Source organism: Actinophytocola xinjiangensis, from assembly GCF_001921215.1.
Taxonomy (GTDB): Bacteria; Actinomycetota; Actinomycetes; order Mycobacteriales; family Pseudonocardiaceae; genus Actinophytocola; species Actinophytocola xinjiangensis.
Map to the genome: position 1 here is coordinate 397,466 of NZ_MSIF01000002.1, position 20,911 is coordinate 418,376.

Here is a 20,911-nt window from a genome sequence, read left to right on the forward strand (position 1 = left end):
GAGCATCATGGCGCTTCTCGACCTGCAAGGTATGGACAACGCCCCGCAGACCAACAGCGGTGGCAGCTCCTCGTCGGGCCACAGCTGCCCCAGCAACGTCAGCGCCGCGCTCTGCGGCGGCACCAGCGGCCTGAGCCTGCTGCTCTGCCACTGACGTCCGCACCGACGTCGGTACCGACGTCGGCACTGACGTCTGCGTGACGCGCTGAACCGAAGGCGGAACCGCGGTCCCGGACGACTGGCGTTCGTCCGGGGCCGCGGCCCGTACGCAGGAGTTTAAGCCTCGGGAGACTCGTTGACCGCATTCACCTCGATCGCTCGGCATGCCGGCCCGTGGTTGCCGGTGATCGGAGTCTCGGCGCTGGCCGGAACGCTGGGCATGCTGGCGCTGCCGATCGTGCTCGGCCGGGCCGTCGACGCCCTGGTGTCTGGTGTGGACAGTGGGTTGTGGATCGGGCTGGCCGCGGGGCTGGTCGTGCTCGGGCTCGCGACCGACCTGACCGACGCGTTCGCCGGGACCGCGTGCGTGGCCGGCACCACGGCGTGGCTGCGGGAACGGCTGGTGCGCCGGGTGCTGGCCGCCGGCGAGTCCGGCCGGCGCGGGCTGGACACCGGCGACCTCGTCGGCCGGGTGTCGGGCAACGCGGCGGAGGCCGCGCAGGCCGGACCGAGCGTGGTGACCGTCGGCACCGCGCTGCTGCCGCCGGTCGGCAGCCTGGCGCTGCTGACCTACCTGGACGTGTGGCTGGCCGTGGCGTTCCTCGCCGGGGTGGCGCTGGTCGGGGTGGTGCTGCGGACGTTCACCCGGCGAACCGCCGAGGTGATCACCGCGTACCTGGAGGTGCAGGGCCGGCTGGCCGCGCGGCTGAGCGAATCGCTGACCGGCGCCCGCACGATCGCCGCCGCCGGGACCGTCGAGCGGGAGCGGGAGCGGGTGCTCGAACCGCTGCCCGAGCTGCACGCGCAGGGCCGGCGCACCTGGCAGGTGCTGGCCAGCTCGGCCGCCCAGGGCGCGGTCGCCGGGCCGCTGGTGCTGGTGGCGGTGCTGGCCACGGGTGGACTCGGCCTTTATCACGGGCGGATCACGCCGGGGGAGTTGTTCGCGGCCGGCCAGTACGCGCTGCTCGGCGCCGGCCTCGGTGGCCTGACCGGGGTGTTCTCCCGCCTCGCCCGGGCCAGGGCGGGCGCGGCCAGGGCCGGCGAGGTCCTCGATGTGCCCGTACCCCCGCACGGCCAGGCCGTTCTCGGCCCCGGCGCCGGCCGGCTGGAGCTGCGCGGGGTGAGCGTCCGGGCCGGCGAGGTGGCGTTGCTGACCGACGTGGACCTGGACGTCGCGCCCGGGGCGACGGTCGCGGTGGTCGGCAGGTCGGGGGCCGGCAAGTCCGTGCTGGCGGCGCTGGCCGTCCGCCTGCGCGACCCCGACGAGGGCGAGGTCCTGCTGGACGGCGTGCCGCTGGCGGCCCTGTCACCCGGCGAGCTGCGGGCGGCCGTCGGCTGCGCGTTCGAACGTCCGGTGCTGGTCGGCGCCACCGTCGCCGAGGCCATCGACCCCGGTGCCGGGCCGGAGGAGGTCGAGGCGGCGGCGCGGGCCGTGCACGCCCACGACTTCGTCGCCCGCCTGCCCGACGGCTACGCCACGCCGCTGTCGTCCGCGCCGATGTCCGGCGGTGAACGCCAGCGACTCGGCCTGGCCAGGGCCTGGCGCGCGACCCGCCTGCTGGTGCTGGACGACGCCACGTCAAGTCTCGACATGGTCACGGAAATGCACATCACCCACACCCTGACCGAGGGCGACCGCACCCGTCTGGTGGTGACCCACCGGCGGGCGACGGCCGCCCGCGCCGACCTGGTCCTGTGGCTGGAGAACGGCCGGGTGCGGGCCCTGGCGCCGCACCGGACGCTGTGGGCGGACCAGGACTACCGGAAGGTGTTCGGATGAGACGGCGCTATCTCCTGGCGGCGCGATGAGGCGGGAGATCCGGTTCGCCGCCGGCCAGGTGCGGGCGGGGTCGTTGTGGCGGCTGGGCCTGTGGTCGCTGCCGGAGGTTCTGCCCACGGCGCTGTCCGGCATCGTCGTGGCGCGCGCGGTGGACGACGGTTTCCTCGCCGGCGACCCGGTTCGGGGACTGGTGTGGCTGGCGGGGCTGCTGCTGGTGTCGGCCGTCGGCGCGCTCGGAACCCGGATGGTGTTCGGCCACCTCGGCGACGTCACCGAACCCTTCCGCGACGAGCTGGTGCGCGGGGTCGTCGGTGGGGCGCTGGGCAACGCCGTCGCCGGACGCGGTGACGACGGCGCGCTGGCCAGGCTCACCCGCCAGGTCGAGATCGTGCGGGACACGTTCGGCGGCCTGCTGGTGGCCATCCGGGGGTTCGTGGTGACGGCCGTCGCCGTGGTGGTGGGGTCGTTGTCGGTGTCGCCGGTGATCGCCGTACTGATCGTGCCGCCGTTCCTCCTCGGGCTGCTCGCGTTCGCGGGGATGCTCGGCCTGGCCGCCGGCCGCCACCGCGTCGCCGTCCTGGCCGACGAGCAGCTCGCCGCCGTGACGTCCTCGGTGCTCGCCGGAGCCAGGGACGTGACGGCGACCGGAACCGAGGAACACGCCGCCGCCCTGGTCGCCGCGCCGATCGCGGCCCAGGCCAACGCCGAGCGCCGGCTGGCCGGGGTGGCGGCGCTGCGCACGCTGTGCTTCGCCATCGGCGGGTGGGCGCCGCTGCTGGTGCTGCTGTTCGCCGGCCGGTGGCTCGTCGACGGCGGCCTGACCGCCGGCGCGCTGATGGGCGGGCTGACGTATGTGCTGTTCGGCCTCCAGCCGGCCCTGCAGAACCTGGTCGGCGGGGTCGGCGGCAGTGGCCTGCGGTTCGTCGTCACCCTCGGTCGCCTGCTCGACGCCGCCGAACCGCCGCCGTCCGGGCGGCCGGGGGAGCGGGCAAGGTCGTCACCGGTCGCGAATCCGTCGCCGGGGTCCGGGGCGGGTCGTCGGGAGATCGAGTTGCGGGGGGTCACGTTCGCCTACGGGCCGAGGGCCGAGCCGGTGCTGCGGGATCTCGACCTGACCGTGCCCGCCGGGGATCACCTGGCGGTCGTCGGGCCGAGTGGGATCGGGAAGTCCACGTTGGTGAGCCTGGTGTGTGGGCTGGTGGAGCCCGACGCCGGGACGGTCACGGTCGGCGGGATCCCCGCCACCCGGCTGCCACCGGCCGATCGGGTGCTGATCCCGCAGGAGGCGTACGTCTTCACCGCGACCGTCCGGCGCAACCTCACCTACCTGCACGACGCCTCCCCCGACGAGCTCGACGCGGCGGTGGACGCCGTCGGCGCCCGGCCGCTGCTCGACCGTCTCGGCGGCTACGACGCCGACCTCGCGCCGGCCGGGCTGTCGGCCGGGGAGCGGCAGCTGGTGGCGCTGGTGCGGGCCTACCTCGCCCCGGCCCCGATCGTCGTGTTGGACGAGGCGACGTGTCATCTCGATCCGGCGGCCGAGCGGGTCGCGGAGGAGGCGTTCGCCGACCGGGGGCGGACGCTGGTCGTGATCGCGCATCGGATCAGTTCGGCGTTGCGGGCGGGGCGGGTGTTGGTTCTCGATGGAGCCGGGGCCGCGCACGGGGACCACGCGGCGCTCACCGAGAACTCCGCTCTCTACCGTGAGCTGGTCGGCCACTGGCGCCCGGCCGACGTCCCCGCCCACGCCGGTGGCTGAGGCGGTCACAACCAGCCGGACTCCCGCGCGATGCGGATGGCGTCGATCCTGGTGCGGGCGCCGGCCTTGCTCATGGCGCTGGACAGGTAGTTGCGCACGGTGCCCTGCGACAGCGACAGCTGCTTGGCGATCTCCGGCCCGCTGGCCCCGTCGGCCGCCAGCCGCAGGACGTGCCGTTCCCGTGGTGTGAACGGGTTGCGGGCGGCGCCGAGCGCGGCCACCAACAGGTTGCTGTCGATCACCGTGCCGCCCCTGGCGACCCCGCGGATCGCCGACAGCAGGCGGGCGGTCGGGGCGTTGCGGTCGATCAGGCCGGGAATGTCGGCCGCCAACAGGTGCTTGAGCAGCCCGGGCGGCTTGGCGGAGGTCAACGCCACGATCTGGCAGTCCGGCAGCCGCCGGCGCAACTCGTACACGGTCGACGGATCCGCGGACTGCGCGGCGTCGGCCGACACCACCGCCACGTCCGGGCGCAGTCGCTGCGCCACCGACACCACCTTGAGGTCACACTTCAGGTCGGCCACGACCTCGATGTCCTCCTCGTCGCCGAGGATGCTGGCCAGCGCCGTGCGCAGCAGCCGCATGTCCTCGGCGATCAACACTCGGATGGTGCCGGTGTGCGTCCGCGCCTCTGCGTGACGTAATGCCATTCGAACCTCCGTCGGCTGGATCACCTTCCTATTAATTGTCATCATCGCTCATATTCTTGTTACAGGATGTACTCAGTTGGAGTAGCGCTCATCCAGGGTATTTCTGCGATTTCTTGTTGCTGCTCCGGATGGAGTGGTTGTGCCGGGAATGGTTGTGGTGGCAGTGTTTTCGGCGCGTGCGAATTGGGTAATCTACTCCCCGCATGAGCCCGTTGTCGGGCGTTCACCCGAGTGGATCAATTCGGCAAGTCCTGCACTGGTTCCGTCATTGGAGACGACTGTGTCCGTGACGGTCGGGTCGCGCGGCGCGACAGGCCAGCGGACGCTGCTCGGTTGCGTCGGGGGGCGGACATAGACTGGCGGCTCCCCGACCCGAGGAGCGATCAGGCGTGACCCAGCCGAACCCCAACGGGGCTGTGCGTACCGGGCCTGACCAGGGCGAAGTCCCGGTGGGGCTGGTGGTGGGTACGGTCGCCGCCAGTCCGTTGGAGTTCTCGGTGGGGGTGGCGCCGGGGCAGTTCCTGCAGTTGGACGACGTGGTGGCCACCACTCGGGAGCTGCCGGACGGGACGCAGGTGCGGATCGCCGGTGTGGTGACCAACGTGGAGGCGGGGCATGAGGGGGCGCGGTTCGCCTCCGATGTTTTTCTCATCCAGCAGGGGGCGTTGCCGGCCGAGGTCAGTGAGGTGGCGGAGGTCACGGTCACCCGCGTCGAGCCCGAGGTGTACGTGCCGCCCCGGCCCGGGGCGGCGGTGCGGCGGGCCACCGGAGCGGAGCGGGACTCCGCCCTCTACTTCGACACCATGGCGGACGCGAAGTTGCCGGTGGGACTGGGGCGGGACGGGCAACCGGTTTATCTCAACTTCGAGTTCGTGGACGGCACGCGCGGTGGTCACGTGTCGATCTCGGGGGTTTCCGGGATCGCCACCAAGACCTCGTTCGCGACCTTTCTGCTGCACTCGATCTTCAACTCGGGGGTGTTGCACGGGGAGGCCCACAACACCAAGGCCCTCATCTTCAGCGTCAAGGGTGAGGACCTGCTGTTCCTCGACTACGGCAACTCCCGGTTGACCGAGGAGTTCCGGGCGCGGTACGGGCTGCTGGGCCTGCCGGCCACCTCGTTCCGCAACGTCCAGGTGTTCGCGCCGCCCCGGCCGGGGGATCCCAGCGGGACGCCCGACGTCCGCGCCCGCGACAAGGCGGTCTCTCCCTTCTACTGGACGCTCGCGGAGTTCTGTGAGCAGGAGCTGATGCCGTTCGTCTTCGCCGACGGGGAGGACGAGCGCAGCCAGTACACGATGCTCATCGGGCAGGTGGCGGCCCGGCTGCGCCGGGACCACACCAGGGTCGGGGCCGACGGGGCGGTCAGCATCTCCGGCGTCGACCCGGGGCGTGGGGGGCAGCTGCGCAGCTTCGACCAGCTCGTCGGGCTGATCGAGGACGAGCTGCTCGACGAGGACACGCGGCGGGACTGGGTCGCCGGCTCGACCTCCACCGGCAGTGTCAACGCGTTCCTGCGGCGGCTGCGGTCGGCCGTGCGCCCGCTGTCGACGATCATCCGGGCCGATCTCAAGGACCGGGGCGACCGGTCGCTGACCACCTCGCAGGCCCAGGTCACCGTGGTCGACCTGCACAACCTTCCCGACCGGGCGCAGCGGTTCGTCGTCGGTGTCTCGCTGCGCCAGGAGTTCCGGCGCAAGGAGGAGCAGGGCACCGCCCGCCCGCTCATGTTCATCGTGCTGGACGAGTTGAACAAGTACGCGCCCCGGGACGGGGACAGCCCCATCAAGCAGATCCTGCTCGACGTCGCCGAGCGCGGGCGGTCGCTGGGGGTCATCCTCATCGGCGCGCAGCAGACCGCCAGCGAGGTCGAGCGGCGCATCGTCGCCAACTGCTCCATCCGGGTCGCCGGGCGGCTGGACCCCGCCGAGGCGTCGCGGCCCGAGTACGGCTACCTGCCACCCGCCCAGCGGCAGCGCGCGACGATCGCCAAGCCGGGCACCATGTTCGTCTCCCAGCCCGACATCCCGGTGCCGCTGGCCATCGAGTTCCCCTTCCCCGCGTGGGCCACCCGCTCGTCGGAGAAGGGCACCTGGAACGGCGTCGACACCGGCCCCGCCACCCCCGACGACCCGTTCGCCGGGATCGACACCGACGACGACCCGCCCCCGTTCTGAGGAGGCACATGAAGATCCTGCACACCGCCGACTGGCACGTCGGCAAGGTGCTGAAGAACCAGCCGCGCATCGACGAGCAGAAAACCGTCCTGCGTCACCTGGTGCGCGTCGCGCAGGAGGAGGACGTCGACCTGGTCGTCGTCGCCGGGGACCTGTTCGAGACCTCCGCGCCGAGTCCGCAGGCCCAGGGCCTGGTCATGCACACGCTCATGGCACTGCGCGCCGAAGGGCGGCACGTCGTCGTGCTGGCCGGCAACCATGACAGCTCGCGGCTGGTGCACGAGGTGTACCGGCCGGTACTGGGCGAACTCGGCCTGCACGTCATCGGCACGCCGCAGCGCCCCGACCGGGGCGGCACCACCACCATCGACACCCGCTCCGGGGAGCGGGCCGTCGTCGCCGCGCTGCCGTTCCTGTCCCACCGCTACGCGGTGCGCGCCGCCGAGGTGCTGCTGCACGACCCGTCGCGGCACAACCAGGACTACGCCAACCGCGTGCGAGCCATCATCTCGGTGCTGTGCCAGGGTTTCACGCCCGACACCGTCAACGTCGCCACCACCCACGCCACCCTGCTCGGTGGCCGCTGGGGCGGCGGCGAACGCGCCGTGCAGACCCTGCTCGGCTACGAGATCCCGCCGGACACCTTCCCGGTCACCACCCACTACGCCGCGCTGGGCCACCTGCACCGCTACCAGCAGATCGACGGCCCCTGCCCGATCGCCTACTCCGGGTCGCCGATCGCGCTGGACTTCGGCGAGGAGGCCAACGAGCCGGTCGCGCTGGTCGTGCACGCCACCCCGGACAGCCGCGCCCAGATCCGCCCGGTGCCGCTGGTCGGCGGGCGGCCGCTGCGCACGCTGCGCGGCACCCTCGACGAGGTCGTCGCCGCCGGGGAGCAGGCCGGCGAGGCCTACCTGCGGGTCATCCTCACCCAGAAGGCCAGTGCCGGGCTCGCCGACCAGGTCCGGGACAAGCTGCCGAACACGCTCGACGTGCAGATCGACGAGAAGTTCCGTGCCCGCGCGGACACCAGGGTCACCCGCTCGCGGATCGGCCGCTCACCGACCGACCTGTTCGCCGACTTCCTGTCCGAACGGGAGATCGACGACCCCCGTCTCGGCGCCATGTTCGCCGAACTGCTGGAGGAGGCCTGATGCGCCCGCTGCGGCTGATGTTCGAGGGCTTCGGCAGCTACCGCGAGGTCACCGACGTCCACCTGTCCGATGTGGACTTCTTCGTCCTCACCGGACCGACCGGGGCCGGCAAGTCGACGGTCATCGACGCGCTGTGCTTCGCGCTCTACGGCACGGTTCCCCGCTGGGGCAAGAAGGACGCCATCCGCAACGCGCTCGCGCCGTCGGTCAACGAGGGCCGGGTGTGCCTGGTGTTCGAGGCCGCCGGCGGCCGGTACGCGGCGGTGCGGCTGCTGCGCCGCTCCGCGCAGGGCACCGTGCAGACCAAGGAGGCGCGGCTGGACCGGCTCGACGACGCCGTGGCGCCCGACGCCGAGCTGACCACGATCCTGGAGGCGGTCGCCGAGTCGGTCGCCGAGGGCGACAAGGTCACCGGCGCGGTCGGGGAGCTGCTGGGCATCGGCTACGAGCAGTTCACCCAGTGTGTCGTGCTGCCCCAGGGCCGGTTCGCCGAGTTCCTGCACGCCAAACCCGGTGACCGGCAGGACCTGCTGATCCAGCTGCTGGCCTACGCGGTCTACGAGAACGCCGGGCAGCGGGCGCGGGAGCGCGCCAAGGTCGCCACCGGCAAGCTGGAGATGGCCCAGAAACGGCTCGGTGAACTGGGCACGGTCACCGACGACGTGGTCGCCGCCGCCAGCCGCAAGGTCCGCGAACTCGCCGACCTGGAGTCCACCGTGGAGGAAGCGGTGGACCGGATGGCCGAGCTGCGCACGAAGTGGACCGAGGCGAACACCGTCGCCCTGAGGGTCCGCGACCAGGACCGGGCACTGGGCGAGCTGCGCCAGCCCGGCGACGTCGTCGACCTGGCCGCCCGGCTGACGCTGGCCGACGAGGAGATCGCCCGCCGCGCCGAGGAACGGGTCGCCGCCGAGAAGGTCGAGGCGGAGGCCGAGGCCACCCGCACCGGCCTGCCCGACCCCGCCGCCCTGCAACGGTGGCGCGCCGCCCACACCCGCTCGGCCACCCTCACCGGCCGGCTCGAACGCCTGGAGACCGACGCCACCGCCGCCGAGTCCGCCGAGGACACCGCCGCCGCCGGGTTCGCCGCCGCCGAACGCGCGCTGGCCGACGCCGAGACCACCAGCGCCGAGGCCGACCGGGCGCACCGCGCGGTCGCCCTGGCCGCCGACCTCGCCGAAGGCGAACCGTGCCCGGTGTGCCGCCAGCAGGTCACCGACCTGCCCCACCACGAGGTTCCGGCCGACGTTGACACCGCCCGCGACGCGGTGAGAACGGCGAAAGCCCAGGTCAGCGCCCGGCGCCGGGCCCACGCCGAGGCCAGCAAGGCCACCGCGTCGGCCCGCGCGGAACTCACCGCCGCGCACCGCCAGGCGCAGGACCTGGCCGCCGAACTGCGCGACGCGCCGCCCCCGGCCGAGGTCGACGAGGCGCTGACCCGCCGGGAGGCGGCCGACGCGGCTCTCGAACGGGCCCGCGCCGCGGTCCGCTCGGCCCGGCGCGCCGAGGAGGACGCCACCCGCCGGCGCACCGCGCTGGTCGAGGAGGAGCGGGCCGCCTGGTCGGCGCTGCGCGCCAGCCGCGACCAGTTCGTCGCGCTCGGCGTGCCGCCGGTGGAGGGCACCGACCTGGCCGCCGGCTGGCAGGGCCTGCTCGACTGGGCGCGGACCCAGCGCGCGGAGCTGTCCGGGCGGGTCACCGAGCTGGAACGGGCCGAGGACGAGCTGCGCACCGAGGGCAGCGCGGTGCGCTCGGCGCTGACCGAGACGCTGGACGCGCACGGCATCGTGCTGCCCCGCGACGGCAAACCGGACGTGCTGCTGGCCGCGCACCAGGCCGAGGCCCGCCGCGACCTCGACGACCTGGTGGCCCGCCGCTCCCGGTCGGCCGCGCTCGCCGAGGAGGTGGAGCGCTTCCGGGAGGAGGAGCAGGTCGCCCGGATGCTGGGGAACCTGTTGAAGTCCAACGGTTTCGAGGCGTGGCTGTGCGCGGAGGCGTTGGACTCGCTGGTGACCGAGGCGTCGGAGATCCTGTTGCAGCTCTCCGGCGGCCAGTACGAGCTGGTCCGCGCCGAACGCAACGAGCTGGTGGTGCTCGACCACAACGACGCCGGCACCCGCCGCCCGGTCAACACGCTCTCCGGCGGGGAGACCTTCCAGGCCTCGCTGGCGCTCGCGTTGGCACTGTCCCACCAGGTCGTTGGCCTCTCCGGCGGCAAGCGCGACCTCAACTCGATGTTCCTCGACGAGGGTTTCGGCACGCTCGACGAGGCCACCCTGGACACCGTGGCGGCCACCCTGGAGCGGCTCGCCCAGGAGACCGACCGGATGGTGGGGATCGTGACGCACGTGCCGGCGCTGGCCGAACGGGTCCCGGTGCAGTTCGCCGTCACCCGCGACGGCGCGTCGTCGCGACTGCGGCGGGTCGAGGTGTGATGGTGAGGCCATGACGGCGCTGCTGACGTCCACGACCTACACCGTGGACCCGTGGGACCCCGGCTACGGCGTGGCCAGGGGTGACGAGCTGGACGGCCGGGAGTCCACCGCCACCCTCGACCTCGACCTGGAGACCCCGGCCGTGCGGTGGCGCCCGGTGACCCCGGCCGGCGGAGCGCTGCCCGGCTCGATCCTGTTCCTCGACGGCGTGCGCCGCATCGACGCGCGGATCTGGGTGCACGGCGACGATCCCGAGCCGCAGCCGGGTGTGGTGGCCTCGCTCGCCGCCGGCCTGGTCCGCTGCGACGGCGCCGCCCAGCTCGTGGACGTGGCGGTCGACCGGAGCCTGTACGCGGCGACCGGCGGGGACATCGAGACCCGCCACGCGCGCTACACCTTCCGCCAGACCCCCGGCGGGCTGGACAAGCTCACCCTGGGTGTGCAGGGCCGGCTGGCCGCCCTGGAGGTGGAGCTCGCGAACTCGTGGCGCTCGACCAGCGACGTCGAGGACGACCTGCTGGTGGTGGACGGTCCGCTGCGCGGGCGGACCCACCTGGCCAGGACGGTCGGCTACGTCAAGACCCACCAGAAGTCCTACCTCGGACCGGACCAGGCCGCGGTGGTCGCGGCGCTGGAGCCGGGCCAGCGCAGCCCGGTGTTCGGCATGGGCACGACCTGGCACCGGCTGTCGTGGTACCTGCGGCTGCCCGGCGCGTCCGCCGCGCCCTGGTCGGCGACCGTGCGCCTGGAGTGCTCGGCGGAGCTGACCACCGACGAGGCGGTGGCGCTGGCCGACATCACCGCGCGGGTGCTGCCGGGGATGGCCAGCACCCCGCACAAGGACCCGCGCGCCCCGCAGAACCTGATCCCGATCGGTGGCCTGGAACGTCAGCTGCGCCACCGCCTCGGTGACGCGTCGCTGCTCTACCGCTCGCTGCGCGGCGCGCTGGGCGGCTGAGTCGTTTCGCGGGCGGCCGGGGCGGGTAGGCCCCGACCACGCGACGCGAGAGGAGACGGCCGATGCTGCGGATCACCCCGGAGGCGGGCCTGGCCATCAACCGGCTGGTCGAGGGCCAGGGCGGTGGCCTGCGCCTGGAGGCGAAAGCCGACGACCGTGTCGCCATGTCCTACGCCCCGGTGCCCGACGAGACCGACCTGGTGGTGACCGAGGAGACCAGCGGCGCTTCGGTGCTGCTGGACTCGCTCACGGCGGAGATCGTCGAGGAGGCGACGTTGGACGTCGACGACACGGTCGAGGGAACCGTCCGGTTCCGGCTCGGCGGTCAGGGTGTGACCGACAGCTGAGCCGGACGCGGTCAGAGCGAGCGGACGAACGCGCGGATGTCCTTGACCAGCAGCTCCGGGACCTCCATGGCGGCGAAGTGGCCGCCCCGCTCGAACTCGGTCCAGTGGGTGATGGTCGGGATGTCGCGGTCGGCCAGGCGGCGCAGCGGCAGGAACAGGTCGGCCGGGAACACCGCGACGCCGACCGGGACCGACTGCGGCGGCGGCGACGCGCCGGTGACCGCGCGCTTGATGTCCTCGGCGCCGTCGTAGTAGAAGTGCGCCGAGGTGCCGCCGGTGGCGGTCAGCCAGTACAGGGTGACCAGCGCGAGGATGCGGTCGCGGTCGATGGCGTCCTCGGGGACCTTGGCCGAGGCGTCGGTCCACGCCTGGAACTTCTCCACGATCCAGGCCAGTTGGCCGACGGGGGAGTCGGTCAGGCCGTAGCCCAGCGTCTGCGGGCGGGTCAGCTGGATCTTCATGTAGCCCGAGCCGTCGGCGTCGAAGGCGCCCAGGTGCTGCAGGCGGGCGACGTCGGTCTCGGACAGGTCGACCATCTCGGCCGGGTCGCCCGACGGGAAGGTCATCAGCATGTTGATGTGGATGGCCTGGACGTGCTCGGGGTCCATCAGGCCGAGCACCTGCGAGATCACCGAGCCGGCGTCGCCGCCCTGGGCGACGTAGCGGTCGTAGCCCAGTTGGGCCATCAGCTGCGCCCAGGCGCCGGCGACCCTGGGCACGCTCCAGCCGACGCTGCCCAGCGTGGAGAAGCCGTAGCCGGGGATGGACGGGATGACCAGGTGGAACGCGTCGGCGGGGTCGCCGCCGTGCGCGGCCGGGTTGGTCAGCGGGCCGATGACGTCGGCGAACTCCAGGAACCCGCCGGGCCAGCCGTGCGAGAGCAGCAGCGGGGTGGCGTCGGGTTCGGGTGAGCGGACGTGCAGGAAGTGGATCCGCTCGCCGTCGATCTCGGTGGTGAACTGCGGGTAGCGGTTGAACTCCTCCTCGACGGCCCGCCAGTCGAAGCTCGTGCGCCAGTACTCGGCCAGCTCCTGCAGGTAGGCGAGCGGAACACCGCGCTCCCAACCGAAACCGGACAACTCGGCCGGCCACCGGGTGTTCGCCAGCCGCTGGCGAAGATCGTCCAACTGAACCTGGGGAATGTTGATCTGGAACGGTTCCATGGCGGTCCTTCTTTTGTGCCGAAAGCGACGGGTGATCAGCCGCGCAATGTGTGTGTGGATCATCTCCGGTGTCGATTTCGGCATCAACTCCTGCTGTGCTTAGTGACTGCGCACGCGTAGAGAAGCCCAGGTGGGGGCGGGGAAGGCACGATCGATTCCGGTGGTGAAGCCGCCGCGAATTGATTCCCCGAATGCCACTACGGACACCTTGACGGGGTGAAGACGTGACTCTGCTTGAGAACGATGCTTCCGTTGACTTCGATGGCGAAAAGCTGGATATCGACAGCATCCGACGGGTCGCCGAGGACCGGACCCCCGTGACGCTCAGCGAGTCCACCTTGGACCGCGCGACGGTGAGCAGGAAGCAGTTCGAGGACACCATCTGGCAGGGCGTCCCCGTCTACGGCGTGACGACCGGCTACGGCGAGATGATCTACATGCTCGTCGGAACGTCCAAAGAGGTCGAACTGCAGACGAACCTGGTGCGCAGCCACAGCGCCTGCGTCGGCCCGCTGTTCTCCGAGGACGAGGCCCGCGCCATCCTGGCCGCGCGGCTCAACGCGCTGTCCAAGGGCTACTCGGCCGTGCGGCCCGAGCTGCTCCAGCGCATCGCGCTCTACCTGAACCTGGGCATCACCCCGGCCATCCCGGAGATCGGCTCGCTGGGCGCGAGCGGTGACCTCGGCCCGCTGGCGCACATCGCCTCCACGCTCATCGGCGAGGGCTACGTGCTGCGCGACGGCAAGCAGGTGCCCACCGGCCCGGTGCTCGCCGAGCACGGCATCGAGCCGCTGCAGCTGCGGTTCAAGGAAGGCCTGTCGCTGATCAACGGGACCTCCGGCATGACCGGTCTCGGCTCGCTGGTGCTGGGCCGGGCGATCAACCAGGTCCGCCAGGCGGAGATCGTCACGGCGCTGGTCGTGGAGACCATGCTCGGCTCCACCAGCCCGTTCCAGGCCGAGGGCCACGAGATCGCCCGCCCGCACAAGGGCCAGATCGACACCGCGGCCAACATGCGCGTGCTGCTCAAGGACAGCGGCCTGGCCGTCGAGCACGCCGACCTGCGCCGCCAGGCCAAGGAGCAGCAGGACGGTGACGTCTCGCGCACCGACGTCTGGATCCAGAAGGCCTACACGCTGCGCGCCATCCCCCAGGTCGTCGGCGCGGTGCGCGACACCCTGTACCACGCGACGAACGTGGTGGAGACCGAGATCAACTCCTCGAACGACAACCCGTTGTTCTTCGAGGGCAAGGAAGTCTTCCACGGCGCGAACTTCCACGGCCAGCCGGTCGCGTTCGTGATGGACTACACCACCATCGCGCTGACCCAGCTGGGCGTGTTCTCCGAGCGGCGCACCAACCGGCTGCTCAACCGCAACCTCTCGGGCCTGCCCGAGTTCCTGGTCTCCACCGGTGAGCCCGGCCTCAACAGCGGCTTCGCCGGCGCGCAGTACCCGGCGACCGCGCTGATCGCCGAGAACCGGACGATCGGCCCGGCCAGCACGCAGAGCGTGCCGTCCAACGGGGACAACCAGGACGTGGTCAGCATGGGCCTGATCGGCGCGCGCAACGCCCGCCGGGTGCTGGGCAACAACAACTACATCCTGGCCGTGGAGTACCTGGCCGCCGCCCAGGCCGTCGACGTCTCCGGGCGTCTGGACGGGCTCAGCCCGGCCGGCCGGGCGACCTACGACGCCATCCGGTCGCTGGTGCCCACCCTGGAGCACGACCGGTTCATGGCCGACGACCTGGAGACCATCGCCTCCGCGCTCTCGCGGGGCGTGTTCCTCGACGCCGTCCGCCAGGCCGGCATCGATCTGCGCTGACAAACCGCGATCCGAGAGGTACGACAACGATGAGCGACTCGGAGCGTTATCCGGTCTCCTTCGCCCAGCAGATGCTGTGCGTGTTCGACTCGGGTGACCCGAACAGCGGACCGTTCGGGCCCCACCACAACATCACCTGGGCGTGGCGGGTCGGCGGCAGCGTCGACACCGCGATCCTGGCGGCCTCGCTGGACGAGGTCGTGGCGCGGCACGAGGTGCTGCGCACCCGGATCGTCCAGGACGGCGAGGACCTCTACCAGCAGGTCGCGCCGCCGAGCCCGGCCGAGGTGTCCGAGGTGGACCTGTCGGGGGTCGCGGACGGGGACCGGGACCGGCGCTCCGAGGAGCTGGTGATCGAGCTGGAGGGACAGCGGTTCGGCATCGAGCCGCTGCCCCTGGTCCGCGCGGTGCTCGGCCGGTTCGACGACCAGGACTCGGTGCTGGTGCTGATCGCCCACCACGCCGCGGTCGACGGCTGGTCGATGCAGGTCATGGCCAACGACCTGGCCAGCGGCTACGCCCGGCGCACCGGCCACGACGTCCCGGCGACCCCGGTGCCCACCCAGTACCGCGACTTCGCGGTCTGGCAGCGCACCGAGCCCGAGGAGGCCCTGCCGGCCGCGCACCTGGAGTACTGGAAGAACAAGCTGGCCGGCGCGACGATGGTCGCCACGAAGATGGACTACCCGCGTTCGGCGAACCGGCCGGTGAGCACCTCGGTGCTGCGCTACCCGGTGGCCAGCGAGATCTCCGACGCGCTGACCACGGTCGCCCGGGAGAACCGCGCGACCAAGTTCATGGTGCTGCTGGCCGCCTACAACGTGCTGGTGGCCCGGCGGACCGGGATCACCGACATCACGGTGGCCACCATCGGCTCCAACCGCAAGCAGGCCAGGTTCCAGGACACGGTCGGCAACTTCACCAACTTCATCCCGCTGCGCACCGACCTGGCCGGCTGCGAGACGTTCCAGGACGTGCTCGCCAGGACCAGGACGAGCTGCATCGAGGCGTACTCCAAGGAGATCCCGTTCCTGGTGCTGCTGAGCGTGGCACCCGAGCTGATGTCCTCGGTCGCCACCGACAACGACGCGCTGATGGCGTTCCAGCCGATGCAGCTGCCCTTCACGCTGGAGGGTGAGCGGGTCGGTGACCTGGAGCTGCGCGGGGTTCCCCGCCGGCGGTCCCAGCAGGTCGGCACGGAGATCCCCGACGGCGCGCTGTGGCAGTTGGACGTGGCGCCGACCGGCGAGATCCACGCCTACCTCGGCTACAACACGCACAAGTTCACCGAGACCACCATGCGCGTCATGGCCGACGAGTTCGACCAGGTGCTCAAGGACACGGTTCTCGACCAGCACGGACCCCTGCGGATCTGAAGGGCGAGGAGACCCATGAGTGACACGGCAGGCGCGCCGGGGTTCGGGCCAGCCACCATCGAGGCCGGTGACTCGCGCTACGAGAGCATGCTGCGCGGGGCCAACCACCGGTTCGTCGCCAAGCCCGACCGGGTGAGCGTGGTGACCACCACCGAGCAGGTGGTGGCCGTGGTCGGCGACGCGGTCGCCAGCGGCCTGCGGGTCACGGTGCGCAGCGGCGGGCACGGCTTCGAGGGGTTCACCGCGGCCGACGGCGGCGTGCTGCTCGACATGTCGGAGATGACCTCGGTCTACTTCGACCAGTCGCGCGGCGCGTTCGCCATCGAGCCGGGGGCGACGCTCGGGCACGTCTACCGGGTGCTGTTCAAGGGCTGGAACGTGACGATCCCCGGCGGCGAGTGCTCCGAGGTCGGCGTCGGCGGGCACTTCGCCGGCGGCGGCTACGGACCGCTGTCCCGCCGCCTGGGCGCGGTCGTGGACTACCTGTACGCGGTGGAGGTCGTGGTCGTCGACGCGGACGGGACCGCGCGTGCCGTGGTCGCCACCCGCGAGCCCGACGACCCGCACCGCGACCTGTGGTGGGCGCACACCGGCGGTGGCGGCGGCAACTTCGGCGTGGTGACCCGGTACTGGGTGCGTTCGCCCGGTACCACCGCCACCGATCCGGCCGAGTTGTTGCCCCGGGCGCCGAGCCGCTGGCGGATCGGGTTCTGTCTGTGGCCGTGGGAGTCGATGACCGAGGAGGGTTTCACCACCCTGCTGCGCAACGTCGGCGACTGGTTCGAGGCCAACAGCGCGCCCGGTTCGATCCACGCCCAGCACTCCGCCTCGTTCTACGCCTCGCACCGCTCCGGCGGCGCGCTGCTGGTCCAGGCGATGGTCGACGACGACGTGCCGGGCGCGGAGGACCTGCTCAACGCCTACTTCGACGCGGTCAGCGAGGGCGTGGGCATCGAGGGGACCAGGGTGCAGTCGGTCAAGCCGTGGCTGTACTTCGCCTCCTACCCGAACTGGGGCGACCCCGGCACGCCGGACATCCGCCGCGTCAAGATCAAGGCCGCGTACCTGCGCAAGGGCTACACCGACCCGCAGATCGCGACCTGCTGGGAGCACCTGACCCGCGAGGACGGCGAGAAGAACCAGCTGATCCTCATCGGCTACGGCGGCCAGGTGAACACCGTCGACCCGGGCGAGACGGCCACCGCGCAGCGCGACTCGGTGCTCAAGGCGGCGTTGATGGCCGTGTGGGGCGACGAGAGCGAGGACGACGCGCACATCACCCGGCTGCGGGAGTTCTACCGCGACGTCTACGCCGAGACCGGCGGGGTGCCGGTGCCCGGTGAGCGCAGCGACGGGTCGTACATCAACTACCCGGACGTCGACCTCGCCGACCCGGCGTGGAACACCTCCGGGGTGGCGTGGTCCACGTTGTACTACAAGGACAACTATCCCCGGCTGCGTCAGGTCAAGCTGCGCTACGACCCGCGTGACGAGTTCCGTCACGGCCTGTCGATCGAGCTGCCCTGACGGTGGTCGCGATGCACCTGGCCGACTTACCGTCGCGCTCGGCGCTGGCCGGTCGGGCCGCCGGGCTGGTGGGCGTGCTGCGCGGGCTGCCGGCGTGGTCGCCGCACCGTCGGCGGCTGTCCGAGGAGACGATCCGCGTGCTGGCCGGGGCCGGCGTGTTCCGGCTGCGGGCGCCGCGCGCGTACGGCGGGTTCGACCGGGACACCGAGACGTTGGTCGGGGTCGCGGTCGAACTGGGCCGGGCCAGCGGTCCGGCGGCGTTCCTGGCGTGTGCGACCTGGGTGCCGACCTGGCTGGCCGCCGGATCCGGTGCCCGCGCGGAGGTCTTCGCCCGGCCGGACGTGGTGGTGTGCGGCCCGGTGTCGGCGCGTTCCCGGCCGGTGCCGGGCGGCTGGGTGCTCGACGGCCGGTGGGCCTCGGTGCCCGGGGTGCTGCACGCGCGGTGGCAGGCCGTCGTGACGGTCGCCGGTGGGCGGCCGTCGGTGGCGTTGGTGCCGGTGGCCGACCTGCGGGTGGTCGACGGAGCGGACGTCACCGACCTCACCGGCGCCGGGGCGGCGGGGGTGGTCGCCGAGGCGGTGTTCGTTCCGGCGCACCGGCTGTCGCCGCTGCCGGCCGGGTCGCTGGCCGGGGTGCGGGCGGCGTCCTGGGTGGGGCTGGTCGTCGGGCTGGCCAAGGACGCGCGGGACTGGTACCTGGAGGAGCTGGTCACCGACCACGGGCCGTCGTTCGCCGGCGGTCCGGCGGTGCCGGCGCTGCTCTCGCACGTCCAGGCCGGCCACGCGTTCACCGCGCTGTCCTCGGCCGAACGCGCCGCCAACGACCTGGCGTCCACCGTGGACTCCGGGGCGGTGCCGGCGCCCGACGCCGTCGACGAGATCTGCCGGCTCGCCGGCGACACGGTGCACCTGCTCGCCGCGATCAGCGGACCGGGCTCCTCGGTCCACCGGGTCGCGCGCGACCTGGCCGCCGTCACCGGCCACCTGCTGGCCGAGGAAGACACAGATGTCGGGGACCTGGCGGCCGGCCGGCCGTACCTGGTCGACCGTCCCGCAACACCGCCGCCGCCGCGAAAGGAAATCAGATGACCACCTACCCCACCGACGCGAAACCGGCCGACCAGGCCTCGGTCGCCGCCCTGACCCAGCAGATGCTGGCGTCCTGGGCCTACGCCGACGCGGACGGGTTCGCCGACCTGTTCATCGAGCAGGGCACGCTGATCCTGCCCGGCATCTACAAGCAGGGCCGTGAGGACATCCGGGTGTTCGCCAAGGACGCCTTCGAGAACCAGTACAAGGGCACCCAGGTCACCGGCAAGCCGATCAGCATGCGGTTCTTCGGCCCCGACGTCGCCCTGCTGATCACCAGCGGCGGCGTCATGGCCGCCGGCGAGACCGAGGTCTCCGACGCCCAGGCGATCCGCGCCTCGTGGTTCGTCCTGCGCGTCGAAGGCCAGTGGCGCCTGGCCGCCTACCAGAACAGCCCCGCCAAGCACCAGCTCCCCGTCCCCGGCTCCGACGACTGACCTGTCCGGTCACCGAAGGCCCAGCCTCGGGTTCCAGCGATCCCCGCGACACCCTGGACTTCAGGGAGTCGCGGGGATCGTGTTTCTCAGGACCTGAAGGCGACGTTCTTCACGGCATTGGGCCGGCATCTCGGGTGCTGCCATCGACCTCCTCGAGGTGGTCATGGGTGAGCACCGTGCGGGCGTGCTCCGGCACCAGGAGCAGGCCTTACACCAACTCGGTCGCGTGAGCGTGAACGCGGCCTCGTGTCGCTGGCGAGTCGGCTCACCGCCAACCACGGCGACCACATCCCCCTATGGAAACTCCTCGAACCAGATTCCGAACGCAGCTGCATCTGCGGATGCAGGTGCTGCTGACACCACCGCGACCCGGGCGAGAGGCTCGGGGTCTGTCGCCGTGCCGGTGAGGCCGGCCCGTTCGTGCTGGGAGGACATGGCCGGGTGATCGACCGGGTCGACCCCGTGGCCGGACCGGCGCGGCCGGCGCCGTGCCGGGGGCGCCGGGGCTCTCCGGCCGGTCGAGCCGACATGTGCCGAGATGAGCAGATTCGCTGGGGGCCCGGCTGCGGCGCGGGGAGATCGGCTCAGTGGCCGTGTTCGGGTTAGGCAGGTCGTCGGGCTTCGACGATGAGTGTTCCGACGTTGTCGGGTTCGGGTGCGGACTCGACGCGGGCGTTGACGTCGACGAAGCCGTGCTGGTGGAGCAGGTCGGACCAGGTGTCGGGTTCGTAGGCCCAGCGGTAGATCCAGGTTTGGCGGCCGGTGAAGCCGTTGCCGTACATGCCCTGAATGCCGTAACTGCCTGGCACGGCCGGGGCGTGGGAGAAGACGAGCTTCCCGCTGGGCGTGAGCCGGTCACGCACGGCAGGCAGGATGGCGTGGGGGTCGGTGAACCACAGGGCGCCCCAGATCGAGTACATCGCGTCCCACTGCTGGTCGGTGCCGGTGAGGTAGTCGAGGACGTCGCCGGCGAGGTAGTGGGCGTTGGGCAGGTGCCGCCATCGGTTGCGCGCGGTGGTCGTCTGCGCTGGGGAGATGTCGATACCGGTGGCGTCGATGCCCTTGGTGGCCAGGGCGGCGACGGCATTGCCGCAGCCGCTGCCGAGCTCCATCGTGCGGAGGGCGTTGCCGAGTATTTCGTCGCCGGGGCCGTGGCCGTCGTACTGGGTCCAGCCGAACGCGTTCTTCAACGCTTCCTCGGGGGTCTCGTCCTGGACGCCGGTCGCGTAGTGGTCCCAGTAGCCGATCGGGTCAGTGATGACGGGCATGAGCGGCGCCTCGCGAGGTGACGGGGGTCAGAAACCCGGTCACGCTATCGCTGGACGGCCGCGATCACGGGGAGGCAGTCCTCGTAGGCGCGTCAACGGGCAGGTCGCACGAGGTGATCCATTGTGGACTCCTCGTGCGACCTGCCAACTACAGGTGGAGATGGTCAATGGCAGTTGCTTCCGGGGTGGCAGGGAGTGCACTTGGCGAAGTCCTTCTCCCACAGTGGCCAGTCGATCTCGAATCCGTTGGCCTCGATGACCTCGGCGGTGCGCTGCACGGACCCGTCGTATTTGCGGTCGATCTCGGGGATGTGCTCCAGGAACTGTCCGCCGAAGTACTGGTGGCAGAACTCCCGGTAGTTGCGGGTGTCAAGGATGAACGCATGCACGGCGATGTCCACCAGCTCACCGCAGCCGATCTCCAGCTGCTGGCCATGCTTCTCCATCGCGGTGATCAGGTAGGCGATGGCCTGCCCGAACAGCCGGTTGGCCATCACGGTGTCGAAGGGGTAGTCACGGACCAGGAGCTTGATCTCCCGTTCCCACACCTCCGGTGCCACGAAACTCTTCGGGTCCCGCCGCGTCGTCGCCTCGTCCGGCCGGACCTTCACTGCTGTGGTCATGAGTTTCCCTCCCTTGGTTGGTTACGCTCCGTGCTTCAACTGTCGCTCGGGGCTGGTCTGCGGCGAGAGAAGGCGGCCCGTTCGGCTTGGTTACCGATCTCGATCGGCTCCGCCGATCGGCTTGACCGATCAGCTCTCTGCGCCGGGGCGGTTACAGCGCTACGGTGATCTCGGCTCAGCCGTG

General features: G+C 71.7%; 17 protein-coding genes. 13 read left to right on the forward strand and 4 right to left on the reverse strand.

What is annotated here, in order from left to right:
* Positions 1-7 precede the first annotated feature (7 nt).
* The 3 genes from BLA60_RS43040 (at position 8) to BLA60_RS06610 (ending at position 3,698) form a co-directional block, all read left to right on the forward strand.
* On the forward strand, positions 8-154 hold the full coding sequence (locus BLA60_RS43040) for a SapB/AmfS family lanthipeptide (protein ID WP_154814173.1): 147 nt from the start codon (positions 8-10) through the stop codon (positions 152-154).
* Between the two features lie 141 nt (positions 155-295).
* Complete coding sequence (locus tag BLA60_RS06605) at positions 296-1,939, forward strand: ABC transporter ATP-binding protein (RefSeq protein ID WP_075131827.1); 1,644 nt, start codon at positions 296-298, stop codon at positions 1,937-1,939.
* Between the two features lie 25 nt (positions 1,940-1,964).
* Positions 1,965-3,698: an ATP-binding cassette domain-containing protein gene (locus BLA60_RS06610; protein WP_075131828.1), complete on the forward strand. Its 1,734-nt coding sequence runs from the start codon at positions 1,965-1,967 to the stop codon at positions 3,696-3,698.
* Between the two features lie 5 nt (positions 3,699-3,703).
* On the opposite strand, the gene BLA60_RS06615 is transcribed toward BLA60_RS06610, so the two are convergent.
* Positions 3,704-4,348 carry a response regulator transcription factor gene (locus BLA60_RS06615; protein WP_075131829.1) on the reverse strand — a complete coding sequence of 215 codons (645 nt, stop codon included), beginning with the start codon at positions 4,346-4,348 and terminating at the stop codon, positions 3,704-3,706.
* 389 nt (positions 4,349-4,737) lie between these two features.
* On the opposite strand from BLA60_RS06615, the gene BLA60_RS06620 reads away from it, so the two are divergent.
* The 5 genes from BLA60_RS06620 (at position 4,738) to BLA60_RS06640 (ending at position 11,419) form a co-directional block, all read left to right on the forward strand.
* The gene (locus BLA60_RS06620) at positions 4,738-6,525 is read left to right on the forward strand and encodes an ATP-binding protein (protein WP_075131830.1); all 1,788 of its coding nucleotides are present in this window, start codon (positions 4,738-4,740) and stop codon (positions 6,523-6,525) included.
* An 8-nt stretch (positions 6,526-6,533) separates the two neighbouring features.
* Positions 6,534-7,679, forward strand: a complete 1,146-nt coding sequence (locus BLA60_RS06625) for an exonuclease SbcCD subunit D (protein WP_075131831.1) — start codon at positions 6,534-6,536, stop codon at positions 7,677-7,679.
* Positions 7,679-10,114, forward strand: coding sequence for an AAA family ATPase (locus BLA60_RS06630; protein WP_075131832.1), 2,436 nt, complete (start codon positions 7,679-7,681; stop codon positions 10,112-10,114). The genes BLA60_RS06625 and BLA60_RS06630 overlap by 1 nt, the downstream gene beginning before the upstream one ends.
* A gap of 10 nt (positions 10,115-10,124) precedes the next feature.
* The gene (locus tag BLA60_RS06635; RefSeq protein ID WP_075131833.1) at positions 10,125-11,072 is read left to right on the forward strand and encodes a hypothetical protein; all 948 of its coding nucleotides are present in this window, start codon (positions 10,125-10,127) and stop codon (positions 11,070-11,072) included.
* 62 nt (positions 11,073-11,134) lie between these two features.
* Positions 11,135-11,419 carry a hypothetical protein gene (locus tag BLA60_RS06640; protein ID WP_075131834.1) on the forward strand — a complete coding sequence of 95 codons (285 nt, stop codon included), beginning with the start codon at positions 11,135-11,137 and terminating at the stop codon, positions 11,417-11,419.
* An 11-nt stretch (positions 11,420-11,430) separates the two neighbouring features.
* Here the strand turns inward: BLA60_RS06640 and BLA60_RS06645 are convergent, their stop codons facing one another.
* Entirely contained in the window at positions 11,431-12,582 is a 1,152-nt protein-coding gene (locus BLA60_RS06645) for an epoxide hydrolase family protein (protein ID WP_075131835.1), read from the reverse strand.
* Positions 12,583-12,806: 224 nt separating this feature from the next.
* Here BLA60_RS06645 and cmdF point away from each other — a divergent pair, with 224 nt between their 5' ends.
* Genes cmdF through BLA60_RS06670 form a run of 5 tightly spaced genes read left to right on the forward strand, consistent with a single transcriptional unit; the run spans position 12,807 to position 18,836 of the window.
* Positions 12,807-14,408: a tyrosine 2,3-aminomutase gene (cmdF, locus tag BLA60_RS06650; protein WP_075131836.1), complete on the forward strand. Its 1,602-nt coding sequence runs from the start codon at positions 12,807-12,809 to the stop codon at positions 14,406-14,408.
* A 29-nt stretch (positions 14,409-14,437) separates the two neighbouring features.
* Complete coding sequence (locus BLA60_RS06655; protein WP_075131837.1) at positions 14,438-15,784, forward strand: condensation domain-containing protein; 1,347 nt, start codon at positions 14,438-14,440, stop codon at positions 15,782-15,784.
* Positions 15,785-15,799: 15 nt separating this feature from the next.
* Positions 15,800-17,311 (forward strand): FAD-binding oxidoreductase, encoded by a 1,512-nt coding sequence (locus BLA60_RS06660; RefSeq protein WP_075131838.1) that lies wholly within the window; start codon positions 15,800-15,802, stop codon positions 17,309-17,311.
* An 11-nt stretch (positions 17,312-17,322) separates the two neighbouring features.
* Positions 17,323-18,399 carry an acyl-CoA dehydrogenase family protein gene (locus BLA60_RS06665; protein WP_154814174.1) on the forward strand — a complete coding sequence of 359 codons (1,077 nt, stop codon included), beginning with the start codon at positions 17,323-17,325 and terminating at the stop codon, positions 18,397-18,399.
* Entirely contained in the window at positions 18,396-18,836 is a 441-nt protein-coding gene (locus BLA60_RS06670; RefSeq protein ID WP_075131840.1) for an SgcJ/EcaC family oxidoreductase, read from the forward strand. Before BLA60_RS06665 ends, BLA60_RS06670 begins: the two co-directional genes overlap by 4 nt.
* A gap of 602 nt (positions 18,837-19,438) precedes the next feature.
* On the opposite strand, the gene BLA60_RS06675 is transcribed toward BLA60_RS06670, so the two are convergent.
* Both BLA60_RS06675 and BLA60_RS06680 read right to left on the reverse strand, forming a co-directional pair.
* On the reverse strand, positions 19,439-20,104 hold the full coding sequence (locus BLA60_RS06675; RefSeq protein ID WP_075131841.1) for a class I SAM-dependent methyltransferase: 666 nt from the start codon (positions 20,102-20,104) through the stop codon (positions 19,439-19,441).
* A 164-nt stretch (positions 20,105-20,268) separates the two neighbouring features.
* Entirely contained in the window at positions 20,269-20,727 is a 459-nt protein-coding gene (locus tag BLA60_RS06680) for a glycine-rich domain-containing protein (protein ID WP_075131842.1), read from the reverse strand.
* Positions 20,728-20,911 lie beyond the last annotated feature (184 nt).

Bases quoted from the DNA above. Each gene is read 5' to 3' on its own strand.
- BLA60_RS43040 (WP_154814173.1), top strand. From the start codon at position 8: ATGGCGCTTCTCGACCTGCAAGGTATGGACAACGCCCCGCAGACCAAC.
- BLA60_RS06610 (WP_075131828.1), top strand. From the start codon at position 1,965: ATGAGGCGGGAGATCCGGTTCGCCGCCGGCCAGGTGCGGGCGGGGTCG.
- BLA60_RS06615 (WP_075131829.1), bottom strand. From the start codon at position 4,348: ATGGCATTACGTCACGCAGAGGCGCGGACGCACACCGGCACCATCCGA.
- BLA60_RS06625 (WP_075131831.1), top strand. From the start codon at position 6,534: ATGAAGATCCTGCACACCGCCGACTGGCACGTCGGCAAGGTGCTGAAG.
- BLA60_RS06630 (WP_075131832.1), top strand. From the start codon at position 7,679: ATGCGCCCGCTGCGGCTGATGTTCGAGGGCTTCGGCAGCTACCGCGAG.
- BLA60_RS06635 (WP_075131833.1), top strand. From the start codon at position 10,125: ATGACGGCGCTGCTGACGTCCACGACCTACACCGTGGACCCGTGGGAC.
- BLA60_RS06640 (WP_075131834.1), top strand. From the start codon at position 11,135: ATGCTGCGGATCACCCCGGAGGCGGGCCTGGCCATCAACCGGCTGGTC.
- BLA60_RS06645 (WP_075131835.1), bottom strand. From the start codon at position 12,582: ATGGAACCGTTCCAGATCAACATTCCCCAGGTTCAGTTGGACGATCTT.
- BLA60_RS06655 (WP_075131837.1), top strand. From the start codon at position 14,438: ATGAGCGACTCGGAGCGTTATCCGGTCTCCTTCGCCCAGCAGATGCTG.
- BLA60_RS06660 (WP_075131838.1), top strand. From the start codon at position 15,800: ATGAGTGACACGGCAGGCGCGCCGGGGTTCGGGCCAGCCACCATCGAG.
- BLA60_RS06665 (WP_154814174.1), top strand. From the start codon at position 17,323: ATGCACCTGGCCGACTTACCGTCGCGCTCGGCGCTGGCCGGTCGGGCC.
- BLA60_RS06670 (WP_075131840.1), top strand. From the start codon at position 18,396: ATGACCACCTACCCCACCGACGCGAAACCGGCCGACCAGGCCTCGGTC.
- BLA60_RS06675 (WP_075131841.1), bottom strand. From the start codon at position 20,104: ATGCCCGTCATCACTGACCCGATCGGCTACTGGGACCACTACGCGACC.
- BLA60_RS06680 (WP_075131842.1), bottom strand. From the start codon at position 20,727: ATGACCACAGCAGTGAAGGTCCGGCCGGACGAGGCGACGACGCGGCGG.